General features: G+C 42.0%; 1 protein-coding gene. It reads left to right on the plus strand.

The window, feature by feature from the left end:
* Positions 1–157 precede the first annotated feature (157 nt).
* The coding region (locus ACERC5_RS10150) for a recombinase family protein (protein ID WP_373660676.1) at positions 158–714 on the plus strand (557 nt) is incomplete at its 3' end.

Consider the following 714-nt stretch of genomic DNA (forward strand, 5'->3'; position numbering starts at 1 on the left):
TATAGCCAGCAAGTGAACTGGGTTAAACATCTAGCTAAAGGTCAAAAGCAAACAGTTTTAACGGCAGAACTGCTTAATGAAGTGATAGAACGGATAGATGTTGAAGTGGACAAGTCTGTGACAGTCACTTTTACCTGCCAGATTGGAGGTGATGAACGTGACTAAAATTGCTCTGTACCTCCGTTTGTCAGTAGATGAGGCTGAAACAGATGAAAGTAACTCAATCACGAATCAACGTTACTTGTTAAACCATTACCTTGACCAAGCAACTGAGTTTAAGAACTGGGAGCGCTTGGAATTTGTAGACGATGGTTTTTCAGGAACAAGCCTGAATCGTCCGTCTTTTCAACGGTTGATGGCTGCTGTGAAGGTGGGAACTATCCGACATATCCTTGTTAAAGACTTGTCTCGATTTATGCGTGATTATCTGGAGTTAGGGAACTATTTGGAAAATATCTTTCCTTTTCTTGGGGTTCGCTTCATCGCTCTCAATGACCACTATGACAGTTTGACGTCTGAACAGAATGGACTGGATATTGATGTGCCTTTTCGGAATTTACTCAATGATTTCTATGCCAAAGATGTTTCTGAAAAGGTCAAGAGTGCGATGAACAGCATGAAACGCTCGGGCAAAAACATGAGCTGGTTGCCCCCATTTGGTTATCTCAAGGATCCAGAGGACCGTTTCAAGATTATTATTGACGAGACAGTTGC

The sequence above is a fragment of the Streptococcus sp. E24BD genome, from assembly GCF_041807825.1.
Taxonomy (GTDB): Bacteria; Bacillota; Bacilli; order Lactobacillales; family Streptococcaceae; genus Streptococcus; species Streptococcus entericus.